Origin of the sequence: Streptomyces sp. NPDC101118 (assembly GCF_044759445.1) — a bacterium.
Taxonomy (GTDB): Bacteria; Actinomycetota; Actinomycetes; order Streptomycetales; family Streptomycetaceae; genus Streptomyces.
In genome coordinates, this window is record NZ_JBIVZG010000038.1 from 1 (window position 1) to 25,940 (window position 25,940).

Genomic DNA, 25,940 nt, shown 5'->3' on the forward strand with positions numbered 1-25,940 from the left:
CACGACCTCGACCCCGTGAAGGGTCTGGTCCAGGACGGACTTCACCGCCGTCGGCAGACGCTCTGCGTCGTTGTAGACGATGACGACCACGGAGAGATCCGGGCGCGGCGCGTTCGTGTTCTCTGAGGTCTCGAGGGTCATATTCGCCCCAGCGAATACGTCATCTTCGATCGGCTCTCTTTTGCACGGGAAAACTCCGCCGCGCCGAATGGAGGTGCTTTCGCCGCGCCGAATTTTGGGGCTGGTTTTGATGCGACGGCCACCGCGGCGACCGGTCAGGCACGATACCCCAGCGGGCCTGTCCGCAGCCGCTGCCGACCGGCGCGCCCCGCGCGTGTGTGAGCCGCCCGACCCCCGCACCCGGCACCAGGGCGGCCCCCATACCAGATCATCCCGGATGAACACCAGGGTATCAGCGGGAGATTCATCACACAGAGTGAGTCGTTCGGGCGCTCGGAACGTCGGAGTGCGGTGCTTACTATGAACGGAACCTTTTCGTCTGCCGAACGCCGCGAGCTTCCGCAGGGTGTCCGCACGTCCAGCCACGGAGCCTGACACCCCATCGGGGAATCCGCGGAGCCACCGGCGTCCTGAATTGCGCGGAATGACACGGAGAGTTTTCCGGCCGCTCCGTCCGCTGATGAAATTGTGAGGCAGACCCCGCCATGACATCGACGGCGTCGACGTCCCCGACCGTTCTGCAGCCCTCCATATCCGGGCGCGGCGACCGCCCCGCCGAAACGGATCCGCTGCCGAGCCGGCTCGATTCACTCACCAGCCTGAGGTTCTTCGCGGCGTTCGCGGTCTTCGCGCACCACTTCACCGGGTACGGCCACAAGACGGGCTTCGGCACCGCGCCGCTGATCTTCCCGTACTCGCAGATCGGCGCGCATGGCGTCACGTTCTTCTTCGTGCTCTCCGGCTTCCTGCTGACCTGGGTCCACAAGCCGGAGCAGAGGGCCGGCGCCTTCTACTGGCGGCGCATCGCCCGCATCTGGCCGGCCACCCTCGTCGCCGCCGTCCCCGCCTACTACGTCTTCTACGTGATGGCCAAGGAGGACCGGGACTGGGGCAGCATCATCTCCTCGCTCTTCCTGGTCCAGAACTGGTTCCCCGGCGCGTACCCCACGCTGCCCGGCAACCCGGTCACCTGGACCCTCGGCGTCGAGCTGCTCTTCTACCTGCTCTTCCCCTTCGCGGCCCGCGTGCTGGTCCGGATGCGCACCCGGAACCTGTGGCTGCTGACCGCGGCCGGCCTGCTCGGCATGGTCGTCGTCGACCACGTGGCGTACGCGGAGCTCAGCGGCAAGATGGCCTCCTGGGTCATGCGGCACCCGCTGGTCTACATGCCCGAGTTCCTGCTCGGCATCACCCTCGCCCTGGCGGTCAAGCGGGGCTGGCGGATGCCGCTGCACCCGGCCGTGCCGGTCGCCGCGCTGGCCGCGTTCGTCTACGCGTACTACCAGGCCCGCGCCGCGCTGCCCCCGTACTGGGACCAGCAGCTGGAGGCGCTCGTCCGGCCGGGCATCGCGATCCTGGCCGCCCTGATCATGCTGGCCTTCGTCCAGCGCGAGGTCGCCGGGCACCGCGGGATCATGAACAGCAGGACGCTGATCAACCTGGGCATCTGGTCGTACTGCTTCTACCTGCTGCACCACACGGTCAGCCGCTGGGCCACGTACGAGTTCGGCCGCCTCCACGACAACAACGGCGCCCTCTTCGGCCTGCTCGGCCTCGGGCTCGTCGCGACCGCCCTGTCCTGGGCGCTGCACCGGTACGTCGAGGAGCCCGCCAACCGCTGGCTCATCCGGAACATGCCGGCCCGGCTGCGGACCCCGGTCCGCCGCTGACCACCGGGCGCCCGCCCGGTGGCCGGCGACTGGGCGCGGCTCAGCCCTCGCGCTCCGCGATCAGGGCGGTGCCCACCCGGCGGAAGCCCGCCCGCCGGTAGATCCGGGCCACGTCCTCGTCGCCGGCCGACAGGAACACCGTCCGCGCGCCGTTCGAGCGGGCCGCCGCCACCAGGGCCGCGGTCACCCCGAGCGCCAGGCCCTGGCGGCGTGCCGCGGGAAGGGTGCCGACACCCACCACCTCGGCAACGTCACCCGCCGGGTTGTACTGCCCGGAGCACAGCACCACCCCGTCCCGCACCGCCGCCGCCAGCACCGTGGTGCCGGCCGCCAGCTTCGCCGCCACGTACGCCCGGCGGCTCTCGCTCCCCGGGTCGGCCGCCTGCCGCGCCAGCTCCGCCGGCCCCGCCTCGCCCAGCGCGGTGCCGGGCGCCGCGAAGGCCAGCGCCGGCACCGTCACCGCCGCCCGCAGCAGCGGGTCGTCGGCGCCCAGCAGCCGTACCTCCGGGTGCGGCTCCGGCGCCGCGGCGTCCGGGTCAAGCACCATCAGGGGGTGGGCGTGCACCGGCAGACCGGCCGCCTCCACCGCGGCCCGCAGGCCCGGCGTCGTCTCGGCCACCCATTCGAAGGCCTCGGGCACCTTCAGCTCGCGCTGCCGGGCCAGCACCCGCTCCACGTCGGCGGCCGTCACCGGGCCGGTGCCGCCCAGCACGGGCCGGGCGTAGTACGCCCAGCCCTCGGGGTTCTCCTGGACGAACAGGGTCAGGGGGCCGAAGTCCTCGGCGCGGGCACCGCCCACGCGCGGCACCGTGTCGTAGTACCGCTCAAGATCGTCAAGTGTGGTCACGGCGCCATGGAAGCAGGATCACCCCGGCGGGGCACCCCCTTTACGGCCCGCGTCACGCCCCTTCCTTGAGCACCCGGGACACCAGCTGCCGCTGGGCGTCCGTGAGGTGCGGATCGGCGCAGTGGACGGTCCGGCCGTCCACCGTGATCCGGTACGAGAAGCCGTCCGGCACCCCGACCGCCCCCGACGTGCCGCCGGGGCCGCCCGGCGCGGTGGACAGCGCCCGCTCCGCGAGCGCCGCCCACTCCTCCGCGTCCGGCCGGCCCCCGGTGTCCACCTCGGCACGCCGCTCGATCCCGGCGAAGCCGCCCGTCCTGTGTACTTCGATGCGCATGGGACCTCTCTACCGCGTTCACACGGTCGGGACACCCACCTGCGACCACGCCTTCAGCAGTGCCTGGGACTCCTCGCCCTCGCCGAACAGCGAGACGGCCTTCGCCACCGAGAGGCGGGCGAAGTCCTTGAACTGTGCGTCGGAGTCCAGCTCGCCGCCCGCGAGGGTCTCGTACCAGATCTTCCCCGCCCGCTCCCAGGCGTTGCCGCCCAGCGCGGTGGCCACCAGGTAGAAGGCGTGGTTGGGGATGCCCGAGTTGATGTGCACGCCGCCGTTGTCCCGGCCGGTGCGCACGTAGTCGTCCATGGTGGCCGGCTGCGGATCCTTGCCCAGCACGTCGTCGTCGTACGCCGTGCCCGGGGCCTTCATCGAGCGCAGCGCCACGCCCTGCACGTCGGGGGCGAAGAGCCCCGCGCCGATCAGCCAGTCCGCCTGGTCGGCGGTCTGGCCCAGGGCGTACTGCTTGATCAGCGAGCCGAAGACGTCGGACATCGACTCGTTGAGCGCCCCGGACTGGCCGAAGTAGTCGAGGTTGGCCGTGTACTGGGTGACGCCGTGGGCCAGCTCGTGCCCGATCACGTCCACCGGCAGGGTGAAGTCGAGGAAGATCTCGCCGTCACCGTCGCCGAACACCATCTGCTCGCCGTTCCAGAAGGCGTTGCCGTAGTTCTCGTCGTAGTGGACGGTCGCCAGCAGCGGGAGGCCCTCGCCGTCGATCGAGTTCCGGCCGAAGGCGGTCAGGAACAGCTCGAAGGTCGCGCCCAGGCCGGCGTACGCGCGGTTCACCGTCGCGTCCTGGCCCGGCTCGTCCCCCTCGCGGCGCACGACCTTTCCGGGCAGGGAGGTGCGGCGCTGCGCGTCGTGGATGGTCCGGTTCGGCTCCTCGGGGGCCCCGCCGAAGGCCGGCAGGCCGATGACCGTGTTCAGGCGGCGCTCGGTGCGCAGCGAGGCGTCGGCGATCAGGGTCCGCTTGGCGGGCGCGGCGACGGCCGGGTTGTCGGCCCGGGCGAGCTTGTCGAGCAGGTGGGGCGGCACGATCGTGCAGAAGACGGGGTGGGCGGCGTGGCGGGCGTCCTTGGCATCCATGCGACAGCAATGTGGCAGTGGGTCATGACGCTGTCACTACCCGCGACCATGATTCATTCCTCCGTCTCAAAGTCGCAGCACCGCGTTGACAGAACATCCGGACCTTCCGGAGCCCCCGGAGGTGTAAGTCACATTTCGGACATTCCGGAAACGGGGTCCCGCATACTGGAACGACGACGCGTCCCCGCCGCGGTCTCGGTTAGTCTGCGGAGCATCATGCGTTTCGGGCTGCTTCTCCTTAGCTGCCGCGGCGAGGGCCTGTAGTCGTAGGCCGACCCCCTCCCCGCGGAGTCTGGTGTTGCGCAGTACGACCCGTCGGCCGTCCCAGCGAATCAACGCGGACACGCGAGGAGCCCTACGCCATGACCCAGCACAGCTACGCCGACCGCCGCACGCCCGTCACCAACGCGACCCACACGCAGCAGCCCTCGGGGATGCCGGTCCACAAGTACGGCGTGTACGAGCAGGTGGACATCCCGGACCGCACGTGGCCGGACGCGCGCATCACCAAGGCACCCCGCTGGCTGTCCACCGACCTGCGCGACGGCAACCAGGCCCTGATCGACCCGATGAGCCCCGCCCGCAAGCGCGAGATGTTCGACCTGCTGGTGCGCATGGGCTACAAGGAGATCGAGGTCGGCTTCCCGTCCGCCAGCGACACCGACTTCGCCTTCGTACGCTCCATCATCGAAGAGGGCGCGATCCCGGACGACGTCACCATCTCTGTGCTGACCCAGGCCCGCGAGGACCTGATCGAGCGCACCGTGGAGTCCCTGCGCGGCGCCAAGCGCGGCACCGTGCACATGTACAACGCCACCGCGCCGACCTTCCGCCGGGTCGTCTTCCGCGGCTCCAAGGACGACATCAAGCAGATCGCCGTCGACGGCACCCGCCTGGTCATGGAGTACGCCGAGAAGATCCTGGGCGACGAGACGGTCTTCGGCTACCAGTACAGCCCCGAGATCTTCACCGACACCGAGCTGGACTTCGCCCTGGAGGTCTGCGAGGCCGTCTGCGACGTCTGGCAGCCCGGCCCCGGCCGCGAGATCATCCTGAACCTGCCCGCCACCGTGGAGCGCTCGACCCCCTCCACCCACGCGGACCGCTTCGAGTGGATGTCCCGCAACCTGTCCCGCCGCGAGCACGTCTGTCTGTCCGTGCACCCGCACAATGACCGCGGCACGGCCGTCGCCGCCGCCGAGCTGGCGATCATGGCCGGCGCCGACCGCATCGAGGGCTGCCTGTTCGGCCAGGGCGAGCGCACCGGCAACGTCGACCTGGTCACCCTGGGCATGAACCTGTTCTCGCAGGGCGTCGACCCGCAGATCGACTTCTCGCAGATCGACGAGATCCGCCGCACCTCCGAGTACTGCAACCAGATGGAGGTCCACCCGCGCCACCCCTACGCGGGCGACCTGGTCTACACCGCCTTCTCCGGCTCCCACCAGGACGCCATCAAGAAGGGCTTCGACGCCATGGAGGCCGACGCGGCCGCCCAGGGCAAGACCGTGGACGACATCGAGTGGGCGGTCCCGTACCTGCCGATCGACCCGAAGGACGTCGGCCGCTCCTACGAGGCGGTCATCCGCGTCAACTCGCAGTCCGGCAAGGGCGGCATCGCGTACGTCCTGAAGAACGACCACAAGCTGGACCTGCCGCGCCGCATGCAGATCGAGTTCTCGAAGATCATCCAGGCCAAGACCGACGCCGAGGGCGGCGAGGTCACGCCGAAGGAGATCTGGTCCGTCTTCCAGGACGAGTACCTGCCGAACCCGGAGAACCCGTGGGGCCGCATCCAGCTGCGCTCGGGCCAGTCGACCACGGACAAGGACGGCACCGACACCCTGACCGTCGACGCGGTCGTGGACGGCGTGGAGACCACCCTGTCGGGCTCCGGCAACGGTCCGATCTCGGCCTTCTTCGACGCGCTGGCCGGCATCGGCGTGGACGCCCGCCTGCTGGACTACACCGAGCACACCATGAGCGAGGGCGCCTCCGCGCAGGCAGCCTCGTACATCGAGTGCGCGATCGACGGCCGTGTCCTGTGGGGCATCGGCATCGACGCCAACACCACGCGCGCCTCCCTGAAGGCCGTCATCTCGGCCGTGAACCGCGCGGGCCGCTGACCCCGCCGGGCCGGGTCCTGACGCGACGACCCGGTCCTGACACGAGGCCCGCCTGGGTCCTGACGTGACGGATGCCCGGACCTCCCGCGAGGGAGCTCCGGGCATCCGCCGTACGGGGCCGGCCGCAGGGGGGAAGGCGGCCGGCCCCCGTCCCGGGGCACCGGGCGGGAACGGCGGTTCCGGAGCTCGGACACGGACACGGGCGGTTCCGCCCACGAGATGGCCGGTGCCGTTCGAGCACGTGCTCGGTGCTTTCGAGATCCACTCTGAGGGAGCCGTCCGGCCTGCGGAAGGAAGATCAACGGGACGCAACCGGCCCTGACCGCAAGGGGCCAGCGCGGCCCGCCGGAACTCCGCCGGAGGACGGGGGAGGGCGGAGTTCGGCCAACTCCCGTGTGGGGAAGGGGGATGTCCTGTCGCGGGACTGCCGTCGTCCGGCGCATGTGGCTAACATCACGCCAACGTCGCGATGTTGCGGGGATGTAACGGAGGTGGGACGTGCTGCCTGGGCGAGGCGGGAACGGCCGGAAGGTGATGCCGTGGGGCATCCGCACCACCTGGAGCACCGTGGGGGACGGTGAGTTCTTCTGCCCGGGCTGCGGCGGGGACCGCAACTACCGCCGCCGGACCGGCCGGCGCCGGCTCACCGTGCTCGGGCTGCCGCTGCTGCCGCGCGGGTACGTCGGGCCGGTCGTCGAGTGCGCCGCCTGTGCGGAGCGGTACGGCCCGGAGCTGCTGGACCACCCGACCACGACCCGCTTCTCGGCGATGCTGCGCGACGCGGTCCACACGGTGGCCCTGGCCGTGCTCGCCGCCGGGGGCACGTCCTCCCGTACGGCGCTGGAGGCCGCGGTGTCGGCCGTGCGCGGCGCCGGGTTCGAGGACTGCACCGAGGAGCAGCTGGAGGCGCTCGTCGAGGCGCTGGGGGACACCGGCAGGCTCTCGGCGGACATGTTCGGCGCCGCCCTGTCCATCGAGCTGCACGAGGCGCTGGAGCCGCTGTCGCCGCACCTGGCGCCGGCCGGCCGTGAGTCGATCCTGCTCCAGGGGGCCCGTATCGCCCTCGCCGACGGCCCGTACACGCCCGGCGAGCGGGAGGTGCTGGCCACGGCCGGGGGCGCGCTGCGGCTCGACACGGACGACGTCTCGCGGCTGCTCGCGGCGGCCCGTACGCCCTCCTGACCCGCCCCGGCGGCGGCCTGTCAGTACCGAAGCCCCGGACGCAGTTGTCCGGGGCTTCTCCGGGCGCCCGTTCTACGCGTGTTGACTCCGCTTCGCTGCGTAACGATTTCGCGTCGCCGCCCGGTGGACGGCTCCGTTCCTGGCCGGAAGTGGATCCTCCGGGACCCCTGGCCCCTTGCTGTCCTGCAGCTTCACAGGGCGTTCACAGGACGTTCGGATTCGCTTGACGGAAAGTCGCCCCTGCCTGGTCAGGGGCCTGGGGGCAGCGGCGGCTTCCCGTTCGTGCAGGTGGGAACGCCAAGCGGAGCAGGATCTTCCCATAGTTGATCCGGGGCGCGGTCGCCATGAGAGGAACCCACAAATCGAGGTTCCGTAAGGCTCAACAATTTGTAGCAGTCGACGATGTGCGTGAGGGCCCTCACAGGCGTTTGATTCCGGTCACACGACGAGGCGCTGTCCGTAACACCGCAGGGCTTCGATCCACGTGAAGCACTGACAACCCTGACCGTCAGAGCCGCCGGAGCAGGGATAACCAGAACTCCTCTCAGTTACCTACCTCTTGAAGGGCAAGGCAGAGATGGCACGTGTCGCCGCCCGGCTTTCCGACGGAGAGCAGAGCACGCACCCGGTCGACGAGGTGCTCCCCCTTCCCAAGCTCGCGCTCTACGGCTTCCAGCACGTACTCGCGTTCTACGCGGGAGCGGTGATCGTCCCGATCATCGTCGGTGGTGCCCTTGGACTCAGCACGGAACAGCTCGTCTATCTGATCAACGCAGACCTCTTCACCTGCGGTATCGCCTCGATCATCCAGGCCTTCGGCATCGGCCGGATCGGTGCGCGACTGCCGCTGATCCAGGGCGTCACCTTCACCGCGGTGTCGCCGATGATCGCCATCGGCCTCGGCGCCGGCGGCGGGACCGCAGCACTCCTGGTGATCTACGGAGCCGTGATCACCGCGGGCATCGCGACCTTCGCGTTCGCCTGGCTGCCGCCGAAGGCCTTCCGGGCCGTGATGCGGCTCTTCCCGCCGGTCGTCACCGGAACGGTGATCACGGTGCTCGGCATCGTGCTCATCCCGGTCGGCCTCAACGACGCCGCGGGCGGCCTCGGCAGCCCCGACTTCGGCGACCCGAAGAACTTCGCCTACGCCGGCGGCACGATGCTCTTCATCCTGATCCTGATGAAGATCGGCAAGCCGTTCCTCTCCAGCATCGCGATCCTGCTGGGCCTGGTGGGCGGCACCGCCGTCGCCTTCCTGCTCGGCGACGCCAAGTTCGGTGACGTGTCGAAGGCCGACTGGGTGGGCGTCACCACCCCGTTCCACTTCGGCGTCCCGAAGTTCGAGTGGTTCCCGATCGTGCTGATGCTCATCGTCATGCTGATCACGATGGTGGAGACCACCGGCGACACCTACGCGGTCGGCGACATCGTCGGCAAGGAGGTCGACAGCGAGACCGTGGCCCGCGCCCTGCGCGCCGACGGTGCCGCGACCGCCCTCGGCGGTGTGCTGAACTCCTTCCCGTACGTCGCCTTCGCCGAGAACGTCGGCCTGGTCCGGATGACCAAGGTCAAGAGCCGCTTCGTGGTCGTCGCCGCGGGTGTGTTCATGATCGTCCTGGGCATGCTGCCCAAGGCGGCCGCGATCGTCGCCTCCGTCCCGCACGGGGTCCTCGGCGGCGCCGCCACCGTGATGTTCGCGATGGTCGCCCTGGCCGGTATCCAGACCCTGGCCAAGGTCGACCTCAAGGAGGAGAAGAACGCGCTCGTCATCGGCGTCTCCCTGGCCTTCGCCCTGCTCCCGGCCACCGTCCCGGTGTTCTTCAAGGAGCACATGAACGCCGACCTCTCCTCGCTGCTCAACAGCGGTGTCACCCTCGGCGCCACGGCGGCGATCGTCCTGAACCTGATCTTCAACGGTCTCGGCAAGGACGACGCCCACAACGCCACCGAGGCTCCGGCAGTCATCCCGGGTCAGCCGGCGGAAACCACGAAGGCCGCGAAGGACGCGGACGCGGACGAGGCCGCGCCCGCCTCCGAGGCCACGGAGGGCGAGGCCGCCGCGCCCGCGCCCACCGCCTGATACCTCCCAAGGGGTGTCCCCGGCCGGGTACCACCACCGGCCGGGGTCACTGCCGTTCCGCCGCCGGGCGAGGCACCTTGCGGCCAAGGACGCTTCGTGCCACCCGGAAACCGGTCCCGAACCGATCTTCCCTGCCTACGGTCGGATCCGACCCAGGGCGCCCGCCGCCCGCCACCACCGGACCGGGAAGATCATCATGCGCACACGTGTGTTCCGGCGCTTCGCCGTCGCCTCCACCCTCGCAGTCTCGGCCTCGCTGCTGGGCGGCCACGGGGCCACGGCCGCGGACACCGCGTCCCCCGTCACGCCGAAGGCCGTCTTCAACGATCCGGCCACCAGCCCGAACGCCATCCGCGACGAGCTGATCAGGCTCATCGACAACACGGCGGACGGCGGGCTGATCCGGGGTTCGATCTTCCTCTTCACCGACAACGACGTGCGCGAGGCCCTCAAGCGGGCGGCGTCCCGGGAAGGGGCGAAGAAGGTCACCGTCCAGATCGTCTTCGACGAGAATGCCGTGGCCGAGACGAACGCGGCGGGCGAGCCCACCGGCACGGAGTTCGGCAACCTGGGCACCGCGTTCGGCAGGACCGTCAAGTACGGCGACACGGTGGACGTCGCCACCGCCGGCTCCTTCGTCCTGGCCTGTGAGAAGGACCGCGGCTGCATCGGCAACCGGAAGATGACGCAGGCCGACGGCGACGTCGAGAACGCCATCAACCACAACAAGTTCTTCCTGTTCTCGAAGGTGGGCACCACCGAGAACGTCGTCTTCCAGTCCTCGGCCAACCTGACCACGAGCCACCGCACCACCATGTACAACAACGCGGTGGTCGTCCCCCACAAGGACCTCTACGACGAGTACAGCCGCTACTGGAACGACCAGGTGCGCCTCGGCGTCAGCGGCGACGGCCTGGACCACTACTACAAGACCAAGGACGTCGGGGACTACAAGACCTACTTCTTCCCGCGCCGCGAGGACGACGACAACACCGCCGACGGCGTGCCGGCCGACCCGCGGCAGGACCCGGACACCGACACCGTCGTGGACCTGCTGGAGAACGTGACCTGCAGCGCCGCCACTCCCTCGAAGATCAGGATCGGGATGTACGCCTTCACCCGCACCCAGGTCGCCGACCGGCTCCGCAGCATGGCGGCCAAGGGCTGTGCGGTGCAGGTCGTGCTCAACGGGGACAAGGGCAGCGTGGGCACCGGGGTGCGCGACGTCTTCGCCACGGCGCCGGGAGTCGACGTACGCATGTGTGAGGGCGGCGAGGACAAGTCGGCGCCCGGCCTCGGCATCCACTCCAAGTACCTGCTGATCGACGGCACGTACCTGGGCACCCCGCGCAAGCTGGTCTTCACCGGCAGCCACAACTACACGTACCCGAACCTCCGCTCGCAGGACGAGACCCTGCTGAAGATCGACAACGCGGCGATCTACGAGGGCTTCCGGAAGAACTTCGACGAGACCCTGCTCCAGGGCTCCGCCTGCCGGCAGCCGATGGCCGTCCCCTTCTAGGGCCCCACGGCCCGAGCCGGCCGACCCGGCCCGTTGTCCCGCCGCCGTACGGGACAATGGGCCGCATGAGTCTGTTCCGCGACGACGGCATCGTGCTGCGCACCCAGAAGCTGGGTGAGGCGGACCGCATCATCACCATCCTGACCCGCGGGCACGGCCGGGTCCGCGCCGTCGCCCGCGGCGTACGCCGGACCAGGTCGAAGTTCGGCGCCGGGCTGGAACCCTTCTCCCACGTCGACGTCCAGTTCTTCGCCCGCGGCAGCGAACTGGTGGGCCGGGGTCTGCCGCTCTGCACGCAGACCGAGATCATCGCCCCGTACGGCGGCGGCATCGTCACCGACTACGCCCGCTACACCGCCGGCACCGCGATGCTGGAGACCGCCGAGCGCTTCACCGACCAGGAGGGCGAGCCCGCCGTACAGCAGTACCTGCTGCTCGTCGGCGCCCTGCGCACCCTGGCCCGCGGCGAGCACGAGCCGCACCTGATCCTCGACGCCTTCCTGTTGCGCTCGCTGGCCGTGAACGGCTACGCGCCCTCCTTCGAGGACTGCGCGAAGTGCGGCATCCACGGCCCCAACCGCCACTTCTCCGTCGCCGCGGGCGGCGTGGTCTGCGGCGACTGCCGGGTCCCCGGAAGCGTCGTACCCTCCTCGGAGGCCATCGGACTGCTCAGCGCGCTGCTGACCGGCGACTGGGCCACCGCGGACGCGTGCGAGCCGCGGCACGTCAGGGAGGGCAGCGGGCTGGTCTCGGCCTACCTCCACTGGCATCTGGAGCGAGGGCTACGCTCCTTGCGTTACGTAGAGAAATAAGGAGCGAGGCGACATGGTACGACGCGGGATTCTGGGGCGGCAGCGCCGCGAGTACGTCCTTCCCGAACCCCACCCGTCCGGAGAGCGCCCGCCCAAGATCCCGGGCGAGCTCGTGCCGAACCACGTCGCCGTGGTCATGGACGGCAACGGCCGCTGGGCCAAGGAGCGCGGGCTGCCGCGCACCGAGGGCCACAAGGTCGGCGAGGGCGTCGTCCTCGACGTGCTCAAGGGCTGCCTGGAGATGGGCGTCAAGAACCTCTCCCTCTACGCCTTCTCCACCGAGAACTGGAAGCGCTCGCCTGACGAGGTCCGCTTCCTCATGAACTTCAACCGCGACGTCATCCGCCGCCGCCGCGACGAGATGGACGCGCTGGGCATCCGCATCCGCTGGGTCGGCCGCATGCCGAAGATGTGGAAGTCCGTGGTCCAGGAGCTCCAGGTCGCCCAGGAGCAGACCAAGAACAACGACGCGATGACGCTGTACTTCTGCGTCAACTACGGCGGCCGTGCGGAGATCGCGGACGCGGCCCAGGCCATCGCGCGGGACGTGGCCGCCGGCCGGCTCGACCCGTCGAAGGTCAACGAGAAGACCTTCGCCAAGTACATGTACTACCCGGACATGCCGGACGTGGACCTGTTCCTGCGCCCCAGTGGCGAGCAGCGCACCTCCAACTACCTGATCTGGCAGAGCGCGTACGCCGAGATGGTCTACCAGGACGTGCTGTGGCCGGACTTCGACCGCCGCGACCTGTGGCGGGCCTGTCTGGAGTACGCCCAGCGCGACCGCCGCTTCGGCGGGGCGATCCCGAACGAGGTCGGGGGCCGGTAGGCAGCCCCCGGACGCCGGCCCACTATGCTCCCCGCCCATGAACACGGGTGGGGAGCAGGGCGTCGCGGCGCCGGTGGAACTCAGGTACCGGCCGATGGCCGAGGACATGGTCGGGGCGCTGAAGGCGCGGTCCAGGACCACGCCGACGGGGCGGCGGACGCGGTTCGCCCCCGTCGTGGTGATCGCCGCGGCGGCGCTGTACGTATGGCTGAAGGCGCGGGACGGGGTCCCCTTCGAACCGGCCGTGATCGGGGTGGTGACCGGAGCCGTGGCCTTCTGCGTCCTGCTGTGGCTCAGCCCCCGGCTGGCCGCCCGGCAGCTCCACCGGATGGCCGCCGGCCACGGGGAGTACCGGAGCGTGGTGGACGGGGAAGGCGTGACGGTCACCTCCGCAGGCGGCTCCCAGTTCATCCCGTGGGGCGCCCAGCCCCGCTACGTCGAGACGCCCGAGCTGTTCGTGATGCTGAGCCCCGACCGGAACGCCGTGGGAGTCACGGTGCTGCCCAAGCGCGGCCTGCAGGGCCCGGCCGACCTGGACCGGCTGCGCCGGTTCTTCGAGCAGAGCCTCGGCTCCGCCACGCCGGTCTAGGCCGGGTTTCCGGCGCGGGCCGGATCAGCCCGCGGCCGCGCAGTCCGCGCAGGTGCCGAAGATCTCCACGGTGTGCGCCACGTTCACGAAGCCGTGCTCCGTGGCGATGGCCTCGGCCCACTTCTCCACGGCCGGGCCCTCCACCTCCACGGCCTTGCCGCACTTGCGGCAGACCAGGTGGTGGTGGTGCTCGCCGGACGAGCACCGGCGGTACACGGCCTCGCCGTCACTGGTGCGCAGCACGTCGACCTCGCCGGCGTCGGCGAGGGACTGGAGGGTGCGGTACACGGTGGTCAGGCCCACGGAATCGCCGCGGTGCTTGAGCATGTCGTGCAGCTCCTGGGCACTGCGGAACTCGTCGACCTCGTCCAGCGCCGCCGCCACGGCGGCACGCTGCCGGGTGGACCGTCCTCGTACTGGCGCGGTGTTCGTCTCGCCAGGCGCAGTCGCCACCGGTTCCTCCTCATCTCGGGCCTCGGGCCATTGTGCCAGGCCGGGCACCCCCGGGGCCCCGGCTGTCCGCCCGCGGCCCTCTACACCTTGACGTCGTCCCGCGTGCACACCTGCTCGGCGGCGCGCGCCGCTCCGGCACGCCGCCTGGCCAGCGGCGCCGACAGCGCGGTCGTCACGAGGAAGACGCCGATGGCGATCAGCACGATGGTCGCGCCCGAGGGCACGTCGACGTAGTACGTGGCCGCCGTCCCGCCCAGGGAGACGGCGAGGCTGATCGCGATGGCCAGGCCCAGCGTGGCGGCGAACCCGCGGGTGACCCGCTGGGCGGCCGCGACCGGGATCACCATCATGGCGCTGACCAGCAGCAGGCCCACGATCCGCATCGCGACGGTGACGGTGACCGCGGCGGTGACCGCGAGCAGCAGGTTCAGGGCGCGCACCGGGAGGCCGGTGACCTTGGCGAACTCCTCGTCCTGGCAGACGGCGAACAGCTGCCGGCGCAGGCCGATGGTCACCGCGATGACGAACGCAGCGAGGATCAGCATGGCGGTGACGTCCTCGGGGGCCACCGTCGTGATCGAGCCGAACATCGCACTGACCAGGTTGGTCGTCGAGCCGTTCGGCGCCAGGTTGATGATCATGACGCCGCCGGCCAGGCCGCCGTAGAACAGCATGGCCAGCGCCACGTCGCCGCTCGTCTTGCCGCGGGAACGGATCAGCTCCATGCCGACCGCGCCCAGCACGGCGACCAGGGTGGCCATCCAGACGGGGCTGGTGTTCAGCAGGAAGCCGAGGGCGACGCCGGTCATGGCGACGTGGCCGAGGCCGTCGCCCATCACGGCCTGGCGGCGCTGGACGAGGTACGTGCCGATGGCGGGGGCCGTGATGCCGACCAGGGCGGCGGCGATCAGTGCCCGCTGCATGAAGGCGTAGTTCAGGATGTCCATCAGCTCAGCAGTCCCGTCCGGAGCGGCTCGGCATCGTGCGCCGCGTGGGGGTGTACGTGGTCGTGGCCGGGCAGCGCGTGCTGGCCCACGGCCTCCGGGGGCGGCCCGTCGTGGACGACGCACCCGTCGCGCAGCACGACGGCGCGGCTGATCAGCGGCTCCAGCGGGCCCAGTTCGTGCAGCACGAGCAGCACGGTGGTACCCGTCTTGACCTGCTCGCGCAGGGCGTTGGCCAGGACCTCCTGGTTGGCGAGGTCCACGCCGGCCATGGGCTCGTCCATGATCAGCAGCTCGGGCTCGACGGCGAGGGCCCGGGCGATGAGCACCCGCTGGTGCTGGCCGCCCGAGAGGGCGTTGACGGAGGCGTCGGCGTACGCGTCCATGTCGACCAGGGCCAGGGCCCGCTCCACGGCGGCCCGGTCGGCCTTGCGCAGCAGCCCGAAGCGGCTGCGGGCCAGCCGGCCGGAGGAGACGACCTCGCGGACGGTGGCCGGGACACCGCTGGCGGCGGTGGTGCGCTGGGGCACGTAGCCGATGCGCGACCAGTCGCGGAAGCGCTTGAGCTCCGTGCCGAAGAGGGACAGCTCGCCGCTGCTCAGCGGGACCTGGCCGACCACCGACCGGACGGCGGTGGACTTGCCGGAGCCGTTGGCGCCGAGCAGGGCGACGACCTCACCGCGCCGGACGGTGAGGTCGACCCCGCGCAGTACGGGGCGCGAGCCGAGCGAGGCCGAGGCCCCGCGCAGGGATATGACGGGCTGGTCCGCTGCCTCCGCGGGCGTGGACTGCATGGCGCGCGCCTCCGTAACTGCCGTGGCTGTCATCACTTGCTGCCGAGTGCCTTCTGGAGGTTCTTGAGGTTGGACCGCATGACCTCGAGGTAGTCGGCGCCCTGGGACTTCTCGGTGATCCCCTCCAGGGGATCGAGGACGTCGGTCTTCAGGCCCGTGTCCGCCGCCAGGGTCTTGGCGGTCTTGTCGCTGGCCAGCGTCTCGAAGAACACGGTGGTGACATTGTCCTTCTTCGCGAGGGCCTGGAGTTCCCTCATCCGCGCCGGGCTGGGCTCGGCCTCGGGGTCGACGCCCGAGATGCCCTCCTGGTCGAGGCCGTAGCGCTCGGCGAGGTAGCCGAAGGCGGAGTGGGTGGTGATGAAGGTGTCGGTGGCCCGGTTCTTCAGGCCGTCCTTGAACTCGGTGTCGAGGGCGCCTAGTTTGCCGACCAGGTCGGCGGTGTTCTTCTTGTAGTCGGCCGCGTGGGCCGGGTCGGCCTTCTCCAGGGTCGCGCCGAAGCCCTTGGCGATCTCCGCGTACTTGACCGGGTCGAGCCAGACGTGCGGGTCGTCGCCGGCCTCGCCGTGGTCGTGGCCGTGGTCGTCCTCCGAGCCGTGCTCCGCGCCGGATTCGTGGCCGTGCTCGTCCTCGCCGGCCAGGTCGTGGTGGACGAGCTTGGTGAGGGAGGCGGCGTCGACGGTGTTCTCGACGCCGGCCTGCTCGACGGCCTTGTCGACGGCGGGCTGGAGGGTCTTGAGGTAGAGGACGACGTCCGCCTCGCCGAGCTGGGCGGTCTGCTTGGGCGTGATCTCCAGGTCGTGCGGCTCCACGCCCGGCTTGGTGAGGGTGGAGACGGCCACGTGGCCCCCGCCGATCTGCTCGGCCAGGAACTGGAGCGGGTAGAACGACGCCACGACGTCCAGCTTGCCGTCCTTCGCGCCGCCGGCAGCGGTGGCTCCGGAGCAGGCGGTCAGGGCACCGGCGCCGAGGGCGACGGCTCCGGTCAGGGCGGCGGCGGGTATGAGGCGTCGTACGTTCATGACACTCATTTTCATCAAAGATGGAAACGATTGTCAAAAGCCTTCGGGTCCCGCCCTCGGGCCCGTCCGCGCGCGCGGTACCAAAGGGGAACCGATTTGAAAGTGGGGGCCCGGCCGCCGGTAACCTGAAGCATTCGCGTTCGTCCTCGTAATGAAGAGAGCACCGTGGCCGCCGACAAGATCGACACCATCGTCAGCCTGAGCAAGCGCCGTGGCTTCGTCTACCCGTGCAGCGAGATCTACGGCGGTTCCAAGGCCGCCTGGGACTACGGACCGCTGGGTGTCGAGCTCAAGGAGAACATCAAGCGCCAGTGGTGGAAGGCCATGGTCACCGCGCGTGAGGACGTCGTCGGCATCGACTCCTCCGTGATCCTGGCCCCCGAGGTCTGGGTCGCCTCCGGTCACGTCGCGACGTTCTCCGACCCGCTCACCGAGTGCACCTCCTGTCACAAGCGCCACCGCGCCGACCACCTGGAAGAGGCGTACGAGGCCAAGCACGGCCGCCCGCCCGCCAACGGCCTGGCCGACGTCAACTGCCCCAACTGCGGTGTGAAGGGCCAGTTCACCGAGCCCAAGCAGTTCTCCGGCATGCTGGAGACCCACCTCGGCCCGACCCAGGACACCGGCTCCAAGGCGTACCTGCGCCCCGAGACCGCCCAGGGCATCTTCACCAACTTCGCCCAGGTCCAGCAGACCTCCCGCAAGAAGCCGCCGTTCGGCATCGCGCAGATGGGCAAGTCCTTCCGGAACGAGATCACTCCGGGCAACTTCATCTTCCGGACCCGCGAGTTCGAGCAGATGGAGATGGAGTTCTTCGTCAAGCCGGGCGAGGACGAGCAGTGGCAGGAGTACTGGATGCAGGAGCGGTGGAACTGGTACCGCGACCTCGGCATCCGCGAGGAGAACATCCGCTGGTACGAGCACCCGAAGGAGAAGCTGTCCCACTACTCGAAGCGCACCGCCGACATCGAGTACCGCTTCAACTTCGGCGGCAGTGAGTTCTCCGAGCTCGAGGGCGTGGCCAACCGCACCGACTTCGACCTCAAGGCCCACTCCGCGGCCTCCGGCCAGGACCTGTTCTACTTCGACCAGGAGGCCGGCGAGCGCTACGTCCCGTACGTCATCGAGCCGGCGGCCGGTGTCAACCGCGCCATGCTCGCCTTCATGCTCGACGCGTACGTCGAGGACGAGGCCCCGAACGCCAAGGGCGTCATGGAGAAGCGCACCGTGATGCGCCTCGACCACCGCCTCGCCCCGGTCAAGGTCGCCGTCCTCCCGCTGTCCCGCAACGAGAAGCTGTCGCCGAAGGCCAAGGGCCTCGCCGCCGACCTGCGCAAGTTCTGGAACATCGAGTTCGACGACGCCGGCGCCATCGGCCGCCGCTACCGCCGCCAGGACGAGATCGGCACGCCGTTCTGCGTCACCGTCGACTTCGACACCCTGGACGACAACGCGGTGACCGTGCGCGAGCGCGACACCATGAAGCAGGAGCGCGTCTCCCTGGACCAGATCCAGGCGTACCTCGGCGCCCGCCTGCTGGGCTGCTGACCCGCAGCGACCCGCGACTGAGAACGGCCGGTGCCCGGTGCGCGTCGAGCGCACCGGGCACCGGCCGTTCCCGTGTCCCGGCCGGCTCGGCCGGCCGTTCCACCGGCAGCCTCGGCCGGCCGCGTCAGTCGCCGGTCGCGGCCGCCGCGGCGGCCGCGACGGCGCGCCTCTCACCCTCGGCCGCCGACCGCTTGCCGTAGAGCGCGGTCCACACCCCGAGCGCGCCGAGAACGCCGTAGATCATCACCGGGCTGAGGACGACCATCGTGTCCGTGCTCAGCACGTACGCGAGGGCGATCCGGATCCCGGCCTCCGCCAGGTACGCCACGCCCCACACCGTGGTCATCACGGTCATGGTCCGGCGGAAGCCCTCGAACTGCCACAGGCCGTTCCACCACGCGGTGCTCTCCGGGGTGCCGTCGGTGGCGAACTTGCGTCCGAAGTAGAACATCAGCGGCCGCGGCGCGAGCAGCGTCGCCAGACACAGCGCCCCGAACAGGCCGGTCACGGCCGAGTCCTTGACCAGCAGCGCCCGGGCGGTGTGCGCGCCGACCAGCGAGACGGCCGCCGTGATCACGATGAACACCAGCGTGACGAGGGCGAACTCGTCCAGCTTCCGCCGCCAGGCCACCATGACCGCGGTGTCGAGCACGGGCCACGCGCTGCTCGTGAGCAGCGCGCCGAACTCGCTCCAGCCGTGGTCCCGGAGGGCGTTGTACGTGAGGATCGGCGCGACGACGTTCAGGCCGATGGTCAGGATCCAGCCGATGGCCGCCGCCCCGCCGGAGCGGGCGGGCGGCTGCGGACGGCCGCCGGGTGCGGTGGCGGCGGCCGCGACGGGCTGCGAGGACATGCTTCCCCCTGAGGACTGCGGAATCAGTGTGGTCGGGGGGAACCTAGGTGCGGATCACGCCAAGAGAACAGGCGTCCCAGCCCCAAATGATCACCAAGGTGTCCGGAAGAGTCGACTCCGGACAGGGGCCCAGGAGGGTGTCAGACCCGCAGACCGCGGATCACCAGACCCGTCACGGCCTCGAACTCGGCAATGATCGACGGGGACCGCCACTCCGCCGCGTACTGCGGGTCGTGGAACCGCCCCGTCGCGTCGAACACCGCCCGCGCCGCGGCCGGCACGTCCGGCGCCGCGAGCGTCCCCGCCTCGACACCCTCACCGATGATCCGCGCCAGCTGGGCGACCAGCTCGGCCAGGTGCGCGTCCACGACACCGCTGTTCTCCGCCAGCAGCACCGTGTACGTCGCGAACAGCTCGGGATCGTCCCCCGCCTTGTGGCGCTTGGCGTCGAACAACGCCTCCAGCCACGCCTCCAGCTTCGACGGAGCCGGCTCCGCCGGCGCCTCGACGATCTCCGCCAGCCGGCCCACGGTCCGGCCCAGCCAGCGGTCCGTCACCGCCTCGCGCAGCGCCGCCTTCGACGGGAAGTGCCGGTACACGCTGCCATGGCTGACCCCCAGGGCACGCGCCACGTCCACCACGGTGGCCTTCGCGGGACCGTAGCGGCGCAGCACCTCCTCGGTCGTCTCGAGGATGCGCTCGGGGGTCAGGGGCTCGGCAGCAGCGGGTGGCATGACTACGACCGTACCGCCCGGTCAGTGCTCACTGTCGAGGTGGGCCATCTGCGCCGCCGGGTACCGCTCACCCGCCGCAGCCCCCACCGGGACGGCCGCCTCGATCGCGGCCAGGTCGGCCGGCTCCAGCCGGACCTCCAGCGCACCCAGCGCCTCGGCCAGCCGGTCCCGCCGGCGCGCACCGACGAGCGGCACGATGTCCTCGCCCTGCGCGAGCACCCAGGCGATGGCGGCCTGCGCCACGGTGACGCCCTTGGCGTCCGCCACCTCGCGCAGCGCCTCCACCAGGTCGAGGTTCCGGTGCAGGTTCTCGCCCTGGAAGCGCGGGCTCATGCCACGGAAGTCGCCGGGCGCCAGCGCCCGGTCCCGCGTGAAGTGGCCGCTGATCAGGCCCCGGGACAGCACGCCGTACGCCGTGACACCGATCCCGAGCTCGCGGGCGGTGGGCAGGATCTCCTTCTCGATGCCGCGGGAGATCAGCGAGTACTCGATCTGCAGGTCCGCGATCGGAGCGACGGCGGCGGCCCGCCGCATCGTCTCCGCCCCGACCTCGGAGAGCCCGATGTGCCGCACGTGCCCCGCCTCGACGGCCTCGGCGATGGCGCCGACGGTCTCCTCGATCGGCACGTCCGGATCGACGCGCGCGATCCGGTAGACGTCGATGTGGTCCCGGCCCAGGCGCTGGAGCGAGTAGGCGAGGAAGTTCCGGACGGCCTCCGGCCGCCCGTCGTACCCGGTGAACCCGCCCTCGACGGTGCGCAGCGCACCGAACTTCACGCTGGTCAGCGCCTGGTCGCGCAGGTGCGCGGGAGCGGTGCGCAGGGCCTCGTTGATGAGGAGCTCGTTGTGCCCCATGCCGTAGAAGTCACCGGTGTCGAGCAGGGTGACCCCGGCTTCGAGCGCCGCGTGAATGGTCGCGATGGACTCGGCCCGGTCGCTCTCGCCGTAGAGCGCGGACATCCCCATGCAGCCGAGCCCGAGGGGGAAGGTCCGGGGACCGGCGGATCCGAGGGTGCGGGGGGCGGGGGTGAAGGTGGTGGTCATGAGACGAGTTTGGCATGAGCGATGACAGATTTCAATATCTGTCAGTCGGTGGGTGGGGGAGTGGGTGTGGGGTGGGTGTGGGGTGGGGTGAGTGGTCGGTGGGGGTGGGCGGTCGGTGGGTGGTCGGTGAGGGAGGGTGGGTGGTCGGCGGGAGGGCGTTTCGGGGTGGGGCGGTGTGGAGGTGGCCCGGGGGCATCCCGCACGCGCACGGCGGCATGGTGTGGGCCGGGGGCGCCCCACGCACGCACGCGGCATGGTGTGGGCCGGGTGCATCCGCAGTGGGCCGGTGTTGTGGGTGGGTCCTGGAGCCACCCGCCACTTGAGGGTGTTTCCGGGGCGGGGCGGCCCGTCAAGGGCGCTCCGCTGCGCTGCGCGTCGCCTGCGGCGATTCCACTTCGTTTCACCCTTGACTGCCCGCCCCGCCCCGGGGGTACGACGAGTGGCGGGAGGCTCCAGGAGGGACGGTCAGGGGGGCAAAGCCGAGGGCCGGACCAGTAGCGATGGGAGCGTGCCCGGTGGCTCCGCCACCCAGGCACCGGCCGGGAGCCCGGTGTCCGCCCCCGGTGCCCGGAGCCGGGGTGGGCCCCCGCCCCACGGGGCGGACGCGTCAGCGTCCGTAGGCCCTCCGCCCGTCTCAGCGACTTCCGGGCCGCCGGTGCCCCTTCATAAGCCGCCACAAATCGCTACGCGCTCCTGCCTCACGGCGACAAACGGCCGTCTGGGGCCGGACATAGGCCGCCAGCGATCGCATGTGCTTCTCCCGTCACGCGATGACCGGGCCCGTCGTGGTGGGACATAGGCCGTCAGCGATGGGTAGGTGCTTTTCACGTCTCAGCGTCCGCCGGCCGGTCGTGGTGGGACGAGAGCCGCCCACGGTGGCCGCGTGCGGCTCTCGCTGGGCGGCCGACGGGCCGTCCCGCCCGCCAGTTGCGGGAAATGGACACTGGATCCGGGTCATCCCCGACGCCCGTCCCTTCTCACGTCCCTTCCCGGCCCAAGACGGCCGTCTGTCGCCGTGAGGCAGGAGCGCGTAGCGATCGTGGGCGGCTTATGAAGGGGCACAGACGGCCCGGAGGCCGCTATGCCGAGTGGTGGGCCTACGGACGCTGACGCGTCCGCCCCGTGGGGCGGGCCCGCACCCCGACACCGGGACGCGCACCCGGTACCGGAATGCATGAGGAGTGGCCAGGGCGTCTTTTCTGGGGTTGTCCGCCGAGGTCTTTGCCTTCCGGGCCGGGGTGCCCTGTCAAGGGTGGAACGAAGTGGAATCGCCGCAGGCGACGCGGAGCGCAGCGGAGCGCCCTTGACAGGGTGCCCCGGCCCGGAAACCCTCGGTCGGCGGACGGCCCCAGACCGGCGCCCTCCCTGAGGCCGGTCCAGGTGGTGCTGCCGTCGGGTCAGCTCTGTAGTGCCGGGCCTGGGTGGTGCTGCCGTCCGGTCGCCTTTCCGGTGCCGGCTCTGGGGGTGCCGCCAGCCGGTCAGCTCTCGGTGCCGGCCCAGGCGGCACCGGCCCCCGGCCCCGCCCCTCCCGATACCGCTTCCCGGTGGGCGTCAGCCCTTCCCGATCTGCGCCAGCAGCGCGGAGAGGTCGTGCTCGAACGTGAACTCGCGGACCAGGGTGGACCACTGACCGTCCCGGCGGCGCCACACGTAGAGGTACAGGGCCGGGGCGTCGTCCTCGGCCCGGCGCATGACGATCGTTCCCTGGTCGTCGCAGACGGTCGTGGCCACGAAACGGATGTCGTCCACGGACTCGCCGACCCGCTCGCCCCGAGCGCGGAGCGCGCGGAAGCGGGACATGAACTGGGCCTTGGTGAGGGTCACCGTGCGGCCCGCGCCGTCGGCGCGGATGTTGGTGAACTCGGGGTCGTAGAGCGCGTCGAGCGTCTCGACGTCCATCGCCAGGCCGGCGTGCAGGTACTCCCACATCCGCGCCACCAGCGATTCGTCCAAGTCAGGTCGGCTCACGGTCTCGGTCTTCATCGCGTGCGATGTCATTGGTTTCTCCTCACGGATTGCCGTGCGCCGGGCCCTCCCCGGTGAACCCAGGCTGGCAGCGGCTGCCGACGCACCGCCGACAGCCGCCGACGTGCCGACCCGTGTACCGACAGACCACCGACCGACCACCGATGGATCGCCGGCCGACGGACCGTCGACCAACGGATCGCCGACCGACCGGCACGGACCGCCGCGGTGGCCCCTCACCGACCCACCGTCCCCCCGCCCCTCACCGACCCACCGTCACCCCGCCCCTCACCGACCCACCCTCACCCCGCCTCTCACCCCCGAACCCTCACCCCCGAACCCTCACCCCCGAACCCTCACCCCCGCCCCACCCCCGCCCTCTCCCGCACCCCGTCCACGCTCCCCGCCGTCCCCGCCGCCCACCTGCCCGTCGTGGCCGCGCCCACCGCCAGGACGGCCAGGCCGCAGGCAGTGATCACCCACCACGCCACCCGCGCGGCGTCGACGAAGTCGGCGCCCTGGGCCAGGCCGCCGGCCAGGACCGCGCCGATCACCGCGACGCCCAGCGTGCCGCCCGTCTGGCGGCTCGTGGACGCGACGGCGGCCGCGACGCCCGCCTGGGCGCGCGGCATGCCCGAGACCGCCGTGTTGGTGATCGGTGCGTTGACCAGGCCGAAGCCCAGTCCGAACAGCACGTACGACGAGAAGAGCACCGCATCCGACCCCTCCGCCCCGCCCGCGGCGAAGAGCAGCCCGCTCGCCCCCATCGCCGCCCCCGCGGCCAGCAGCGGCAGGCGGGGCCCCCGGGTGCCCACCAGGCGCCCCGACAGCGGGGCGAAGAGGAAGGTCAGGGCGGCCATCGGGAGCATGTACAGGCCGGCTTCGAGGGCCGACAGGCCCCGTACGTCCTGGAGGTAGAGGGTGTTCAGGAAGAGGAAGCCGCTCAGTCCCGCGAAGGCGCACACCGCGATGACCACGGCTCCGCTGAACGGCGCGCTGCGGAAGAAGCGGGGGTCGATCAGCGGTTCCGCGCGCCGGAGCTCGTACCTCACCAGCCCCACCAGTGACAGCGTCGCGACCGTCCCGCAGGTCCACAGCACCCAGGCCGGGGCGTGCGGCGCCTCGATGATCCCGTACGTGAGCGAGCCCAGCAGCAGCATCACCAGCACCTGGCCCACCGGGTCGGCGCGGCGGGGCCGCGGGGCGCGGGACTCGGGCACGTACCGGAGGGTGAGCCCGAGCGCGAGCAGTCCCACCGGCAGGTTGAGCCAGAAGATCGACCGCCAGCCCACGCTGTCCACCAGCAGGCCGCCGACCACCGGCCCGGCGGCGAGCGAGACGCCGACCACGCCGCCCCAGACGCCGATCGCGCGGGCGCGTTCCCTGGGGTCGGTGAAGGTGTTGGTGATGATCGACATGGCGACGGGGTTGAGCATCGAGCCGCCCACGGCCTGGAGCATCCGGAAGACGATCAGCGCCTCCAGGTTCGGGGCCAGGGAGCAGAGCAGCGACCCCGTCGTGAAGAGCACCAGGCCGGTGGCGAAGACCCGGCGCCGGCCGACCCGGTCGGCGGTCGAGCCCGCGAGCATCAGCAGGGAGGCCAGGACCAGCGTGTAGGCGTCGATGGTCCACTGCATTCCGGCGACGGAGGCGTCGAGTTCGTTCCGCATGGAGGGGAGGGCGACGTTCAGCACGGTGTTGTCGAGGCTGACGATCAGCAGGCTCATGCAGCAGATCGCCAGGATCAGCAGCCGTCGGCGCGGGCCGGGCTCGGGCGCGGCGGATGTGACGGGCGGGAACGGCATGGCGCGCATGATTCAATAGTACGCCTAACTAATCAACACCCGAGTGAGGGACAATGGGCGGATGACCACGCTCGACCAGGCCCCCGCAGCCACCCCGGCCGCCGCGTCCGCCCAGGCCACCGCCACGGCCACCGCCCCGGCCGCCCCCACCCTCGCCATCGGCCCGCACACCGTCCAGCCGCCGGTGGTGCTCGCCCCCATGGCCGGGATCACCAACGCCGCGTTCCGCACCCTCTGCCGCGAGTTCAGCGGCGGCAAGGGCCTGTTCGTGAGCGAGATGATCACCACCCGCGCCCTGGTCGAGCGCAACGACAAGACCATGCAGCTGATCCACTTCGACGAGAGCGAGAAGCCCCGCTCGATCCAGCTGTACGGAGTGGACCCGGTCACCGTCGGCAAGGCGGTCCGCATGATCGTGGACGAGGACCGCGCCGACCACATCGACCTGAACTTCGGCTGCCCCGTCCCCAAGGTCACCCGCAAGGGCGGCGGCTCGGCGCTGCCGTACAAGCGGAACCTGCTGCGCGCCATCCTCAAGGAGGCCGTCGGCAACGCCGGGGACCTCCCCGTGACGATGAAGATGCGCAAGGGCATCGACGACGACCACCTCACCTACCTCGACGCCGGCCGCATCGCGGTCGAGGAGGGCGTCACGGCCATCGCCCTGCACGGCCGCACCACCGCGCAGCACTACGGCGGCACCGCCGACTGGGAGGCCATCGCACGGCTCAAGGAGCACGTGCCGGAGATCCCCGTGCTCGGCAACGGCGACATCTGGTGCGCCGAGGACGCCCTGCGCATGGTCCGCGAGACCGGCTGCGACGGCGTCGTCGTCGGCCGGGGCTGCCTGGGCCGCCCCTGGCTGTTCGGGGACCTGGTCGCGGCCTTCGAGGGGCGTACGGACGACCTGGCGCGGCCCGGCATGCGCGAGGTCGCACGGGTCATGCTGCGGCACGCCGCCCTGCTGGGCGAGTGGATCGGCGACGAGGCCCGCGGAGTGATCGACTTCCGTAAGCACGTGGCCTGGTACCTCAAGGGTTTCTCGGTCGGCTCGGAGATGCGCAAGAAGCTCGCGGTGATCTCGTCCCTGGCAGAACTGGACGCTCATCTGAGCGAGCTTGATCTGGACCAGCCCTGGCCCGAGGGTGCGGACGGCCCCCGAGGCCGGACGTCCGGAAACAACCGAGTTGTCCTCCCCGACGGCTGGCTCAAGGATCCTTACGACTGCGCCGGAGTGGGCGAGGAAGCCGAACTGGACACGTCCGGAGGCTGAACGGACGGCGTGATATGCGCCACGCATGGGTGGGGTTGCGCTCAGATGAGCGCGAAATCATCGACTGCACTTCTCAAAGGGTGGCACTGGGTGCCACCCTTTGTTCGTTCAAGAGTTGAAGACAAAGTTATCGATCATCGCTCATGTGAGCACTCTGGGGCCCCATCTGACGCTTTTCCCTTTGGGATCTGAAGGCTCGTGGGGGCTTCTGGCTACCGTTGAGTTACTTTCGATCTGCTGGCGGACGGGTG

General features: G+C 70.7%; 22 protein-coding genes. 10 read left to right on the top strand and 12 right to left on the bottom strand.

All coding sequences use genetic code 11. The features are described 5' to 3' along the window. Positions 1-665 precede the first annotated feature (665 nt). Positions 666-1,850 carry an acyltransferase family protein gene (locus tag ACIQUQ_RS34670; protein ID WP_403984079.1) on the top strand — a complete coding sequence of 395 codons (1,185 nt, stop codon included), beginning with the start codon at positions 666-668 and terminating at the stop codon, positions 1,848-1,850. 40 nt (positions 1,851-1,890) lie between these two features. Here the strand turns inward: ACIQUQ_RS34670 and ACIQUQ_RS34675 are convergent, their stop codons facing one another. Genes ACIQUQ_RS34675 through ACIQUQ_RS34685 form a run of 3 tightly spaced genes read right to left on the bottom strand, consistent with a single transcriptional unit; the run spans position 1,891 to position 4,117 of the window. Continuing rightward, positions 1,891-2,697 carry a GNAT family N-acetyltransferase gene (locus ACIQUQ_RS34675; RefSeq protein ID WP_403984081.1) on the bottom strand — a complete coding sequence of 269 codons (807 nt, stop codon included), beginning with the start codon at positions 2,695-2,697 and terminating at the stop codon, positions 1,891-1,893. A 52-nt stretch (positions 2,698-2,749) separates the two neighbouring features. Beyond that, on the bottom strand, positions 2,750-3,031 hold the full coding sequence (locus ACIQUQ_RS34680) for a protealysin inhibitor emfourin (RefSeq protein ID WP_403984083.1): 282 nt from the start codon (positions 3,029-3,031) through the stop codon (positions 2,750-2,752). 18 nt (positions 3,032-3,049) lie between these two features. Further along, positions 3,050-4,117 (bottom strand): M4 family metallopeptidase, encoded by a 1,068-nt coding sequence (locus ACIQUQ_RS34685; protein WP_403984085.1) that lies wholly within the window; start codon positions 4,115-4,117, stop codon positions 3,050-3,052. Between the two features lie 362 nt (positions 4,118-4,479). Here ACIQUQ_RS34685 and leuA point away from each other — a divergent pair, with 362 nt between their 5' ends. The 7 genes from leuA to ACIQUQ_RS34720 all read left to right on the top strand — a co-directional run bounded on the left by leuA (position 4,480) and on the right by ACIQUQ_RS34720 (position 13,257). Beyond that, entirely contained in the window at positions 4,480-6,243 is a 1,764-nt protein-coding gene (gene leuA, locus ACIQUQ_RS34690) for a 2-isopropylmalate synthase (RefSeq protein WP_403984087.1), read from the top strand. Between the two features lie 498 nt (positions 6,244-6,741). Then, the gene (locus ACIQUQ_RS34695) at positions 6,742-7,425 is read left to right on the top strand and encodes a TerB family tellurite resistance protein (RefSeq protein WP_403984089.1); all 684 of its coding nucleotides are present in this window, start codon (positions 6,742-6,744) and stop codon (positions 7,423-7,425) included. A 577-nt stretch (positions 7,426-8,002) separates the two neighbouring features. Beyond that, complete coding sequence (locus ACIQUQ_RS34700) at positions 8,003-9,505, top strand: nucleobase:cation symporter-2 family protein (RefSeq protein ID WP_403984091.1); 1,503 nt, start codon at positions 8,003-8,005, stop codon at positions 9,503-9,505. Positions 9,506-9,701: 196 nt separating this feature from the next. Next, positions 9,702-11,027, top strand: coding sequence for a phospholipase D-like domain-containing protein (locus tag ACIQUQ_RS34705; RefSeq protein WP_403984093.1), 1,326 nt, complete (start codon positions 9,702-9,704; stop codon positions 11,025-11,027). A 65-nt stretch (positions 11,028-11,092) separates the two neighbouring features. Further along, a complete protein-coding gene (recO, locus tag ACIQUQ_RS34710; protein WP_399958188.1) occupies positions 11,093-11,839 on the top strand; it encodes a DNA repair protein RecO in 747 nt (248 codons plus the stop codon). 13 nt (positions 11,840-11,852) lie between these two features. After that, positions 11,853-12,668, top strand: a complete 816-nt coding sequence (locus tag ACIQUQ_RS34715) for an isoprenyl transferase (RefSeq protein ID WP_403984095.1) — start codon at positions 11,853-11,855, stop codon at positions 12,666-12,668. A 37-nt stretch (positions 12,669-12,705) separates the two neighbouring features. Then, on the top strand, positions 12,706-13,257 hold the full coding sequence (locus ACIQUQ_RS34720) for a YcxB family protein (protein ID WP_403984097.1): 552 nt from the start codon (positions 12,706-12,708) through the stop codon (positions 13,255-13,257). A gap of 24 nt (positions 13,258-13,281) precedes the next feature. Here the strand turns inward: ACIQUQ_RS34720 and ACIQUQ_RS34725 are convergent, their stop codons facing one another. The 4 genes from ACIQUQ_RS34725 to ACIQUQ_RS34740 form a co-directional block, all read right to left on the bottom strand. Next, complete coding sequence (locus ACIQUQ_RS34725; protein WP_403984099.1) at positions 13,282-13,710, bottom strand: Fur family transcriptional regulator; 429 nt, start codon at positions 13,708-13,710, stop codon at positions 13,282-13,284. Positions 13,711-13,790: 80 nt separating this feature from the next. Beyond that, positions 13,791-14,657, bottom strand: a complete 867-nt coding sequence (locus ACIQUQ_RS34730) for a metal ABC transporter permease (protein ID WP_403984101.1) — start codon at positions 14,655-14,657, stop codon at positions 13,791-13,793. After that, a complete protein-coding gene (locus ACIQUQ_RS34735; RefSeq protein WP_403984103.1) occupies positions 14,657-15,448 on the bottom strand; it encodes a metal ABC transporter ATP-binding protein in 792 nt (263 codons plus the stop codon). Before ACIQUQ_RS34735 ends, ACIQUQ_RS34730 begins: the two co-directional genes overlap by 1 nt. A 32-nt stretch (positions 15,449-15,480) precedes the next feature. Next, positions 15,481-16,467, bottom strand: coding sequence for a metal ABC transporter substrate-binding protein (locus ACIQUQ_RS34740; RefSeq protein WP_403984105.1), 987 nt, complete (start codon positions 16,465-16,467; stop codon positions 15,481-15,483). 165 nt (positions 16,468-16,632) lie between these two features. Between ACIQUQ_RS34740 and ACIQUQ_RS34745 the strand changes: the two genes are divergently transcribed. Next, positions 16,633-18,015 (top strand): glycine--tRNA ligase, encoded by a 1,383-nt coding sequence (locus tag ACIQUQ_RS34745; protein ID WP_403984107.1) that lies wholly within the window; start codon positions 16,633-16,635, stop codon positions 18,013-18,015. A gap of 124 nt (positions 18,016-18,139) precedes the next feature. Here ACIQUQ_RS34745 and ACIQUQ_RS34750 read toward each other — a convergent pair whose 3' ends face one another. The 5 genes from ACIQUQ_RS34750 to ACIQUQ_RS34770 all read right to left on the bottom strand — a co-directional run bounded on the left by ACIQUQ_RS34750 (position 18,140) and on the right by ACIQUQ_RS34770 (position 24,425). Further along, on the bottom strand, positions 18,140-18,868 hold the full coding sequence (locus tag ACIQUQ_RS34750; RefSeq protein ID WP_403984108.1) for a VC0807 family protein: 729 nt from the start codon (positions 18,866-18,868) through the stop codon (positions 18,140-18,142). Between the two features lie 140 nt (positions 18,869-19,008). After that, positions 19,009-19,602 carry a TetR family transcriptional regulator gene (locus tag ACIQUQ_RS34755; RefSeq protein ID WP_403984109.1) on the bottom strand — a complete coding sequence of 198 codons (594 nt, stop codon included), beginning with the start codon at positions 19,600-19,602 and terminating at the stop codon, positions 19,009-19,011. A gap of 21 nt (positions 19,603-19,623) precedes the next feature. Further along, positions 19,624-20,646 carry an aldo/keto reductase gene (locus ACIQUQ_RS34760; protein WP_403984111.1) on the bottom strand — a complete coding sequence of 341 codons (1,023 nt, stop codon included), beginning with the start codon at positions 20,644-20,646 and terminating at the stop codon, positions 19,624-19,626. Positions 20,647-22,197: 1,551 nt separating this feature from the next. Beyond that, a complete protein-coding gene (locus ACIQUQ_RS34765) occupies positions 22,198-22,644 on the bottom strand; it encodes a nuclear transport factor 2 family protein (protein WP_403984113.1) in 447 nt (148 codons plus the stop codon). Positions 22,645-22,967: 323 nt separating this feature from the next. Continuing rightward, the gene (locus ACIQUQ_RS34770; protein WP_403984115.1) at positions 22,968-24,425 is read right to left on the bottom strand and encodes an MFS transporter; all 1,458 of its coding nucleotides are present in this window, start codon (positions 24,423-24,425) and stop codon (positions 22,968-22,970) included. Between the two features lie 52 nt (positions 24,426-24,477). Between ACIQUQ_RS34770 and dusB the strand changes: the two genes are divergently transcribed. Continuing rightward, positions 24,478-25,689 (top strand): tRNA dihydrouridine synthase DusB, encoded by a 1,212-nt coding sequence (gene dusB / locus ACIQUQ_RS34775; RefSeq protein WP_403984117.1) that lies wholly within the window; start codon positions 24,478-24,480, stop codon positions 25,687-25,689. The last annotated feature ends 251 nt before the right edge of the window (positions 25,690-25,940 follow it).

Coding starts and splice junctions, on each gene's coding strand:
- ACIQUQ_RS34670 (WP_403984079.1), top strand. CDS start 666: ATGACATCGACGGCGTCGACGTCCCCGACCGTTCTGCAGCCCTCCATA.
- ACIQUQ_RS34680 (WP_403984083.1), bottom strand. CDS start 3,031: ATGCGCATCGAAGTACACAGGACGGGCGGCTTCGCCGGGATCGAGCGG.
- ACIQUQ_RS34685 (WP_403984085.1), bottom strand. CDS start 4,117: ATGGATGCCAAGGACGCCCGCCACGCCGCCCACCCCGTCTTCTGCACG.
- leuA (WP_403984087.1), top strand. CDS start 4,480: ATGACCCAGCACAGCTACGCCGACCGCCGCACGCCCGTCACCAACGCG.
- ACIQUQ_RS34700 (WP_403984091.1), top strand. CDS start 8,003: ATGGCACGTGTCGCCGCCCGGCTTTCCGACGGAGAGCAGAGCACGCAC.
- ACIQUQ_RS34705 (WP_403984093.1), top strand. CDS start 9,702: ATGCGCACACGTGTGTTCCGGCGCTTCGCCGTCGCCTCCACCCTCGCA.
- recO (WP_399958188.1), top strand. CDS start 11,093: ATGAGTCTGTTCCGCGACGACGGCATCGTGCTGCGCACCCAGAAGCTG.
- ACIQUQ_RS34715 (WP_403984095.1), top strand. CDS start 11,853: ATGGTACGACGCGGGATTCTGGGGCGGCAGCGCCGCGAGTACGTCCTT.
- ACIQUQ_RS34720 (WP_403984097.1), top strand. CDS start 12,706: ATGAACACGGGTGGGGAGCAGGGCGTCGCGGCGCCGGTGGAACTCAGG.
- ACIQUQ_RS34730 (WP_403984101.1), bottom strand. CDS start 14,657: ATGGACATCCTGAACTACGCCTTCATGCAGCGGGCACTGATCGCCGCC.
- ACIQUQ_RS34735 (WP_403984103.1), bottom strand. CDS start 15,448: ATGCAGTCCACGCCCGCGGAGGCAGCGGACCAGCCCGTCATATCCCTG.
- ACIQUQ_RS34740 (WP_403984105.1), bottom strand. CDS start 16,467: ATGAACGTACGACGCCTCATACCCGCCGCCGCCCTGACCGGAGCCGTC.
- ACIQUQ_RS34750 (WP_403984108.1), bottom strand. CDS start 18,868: ATGTCCTCGCAGCCCGTCGCGGCCGCCGCCACCGCACCCGGCGGCCGT.
- ACIQUQ_RS34755 (WP_403984109.1), bottom strand. CDS start 19,602: ATGCCACCCGCTGCTGCCGAGCCCCTGACCCCCGAGCGCATCCTCGAG.
- ACIQUQ_RS34760 (WP_403984111.1), bottom strand. CDS start 20,646: ATGACCACCACCTTCACCCCCGCCCCCCGCACCCTCGGATCCGCCGGT.
- ACIQUQ_RS34765 (WP_403984113.1), bottom strand. CDS start 22,644: ATGACATCGCACGCGATGAAGACCGAGACCGTGAGCCGACCTGACTTG.
- ACIQUQ_RS34770 (WP_403984115.1), bottom strand. CDS start 24,425: ATGCGCGCCATGCCGTTCCCGCCCGTCACATCCGCCGCGCCCGAGCCC.
- dusB (WP_403984117.1), top strand. CDS start 24,478: ATGACCACGCTCGACCAGGCCCCCGCAGCCACCCCGGCCGCCGCGTCC.